Raw genomic sequence first — 452 nt, forward strand, 5'->3', positions numbered from 1 at the left:
GCCAGATCTAAATTCCCGCCCGACAGGATCACCAAAAGTCCCGGCTCAACCGGCACCTTGCCCGCCAGGATCGCCGCCAGGCCGACCGCGCCGCCCGGCTCCACCACCAGCCGCAGCTTCTCCGCCGCCCAGCGCTGCGCTGTGCGGATCTCGGCCTCGCTGACCGCCACCCCGGTCGCCCCCCGGCGGGATAGGACGTCAAAGGTCAGCATAGAGACCCGTAACGTTTGCAACGCATCGCACGCGGTCGGCGGTGGTGACTCGCCGACGGGCTCGATCCAGCCCGCCTCCAGCGAGCGGCGCATGTCGTCCCACCCTTCCGGTTCCACGACCGTGATCGTCGCCTCGGGCAAGGCCAGCGTAAGCCCCGCCGCCAACCCGCCACCACCGCATGGCACGAGCACGCGACTCGGCGTTCCCAAACCGCGTACCGCCATTTGCGCCGCCGCCTC

Annotated in this window: 1 protein-coding gene; it reads right to left on the minus strand. The window is 70.4% G+C overall.

Annotation, left to right across the window (positions count from 1 at the left end; all coding sequences use genetic code 11):
* A partial coding sequence (locus AACY08_RS29655) for a pyridoxal-phosphate dependent enzyme (protein WP_339472649.1) occupies positions 1 to 437 on the minus strand: 437 nt, incomplete at its 3' end.
* Between the last annotated feature and the right edge of the window lie 15 nt (positions 438 to 452).

Source organism: Pseudomonas sp. EL_65y_Pfl1_R83 (assembly GCF_963970695.1).
In the GTDB taxonomy this organism is placed as follows: domain Bacteria; phylum Pseudomonadota; class Gammaproteobacteria; order Pseudomonadales; family Pseudomonadaceae; genus Aquipseudomonas; species Aquipseudomonas tritici.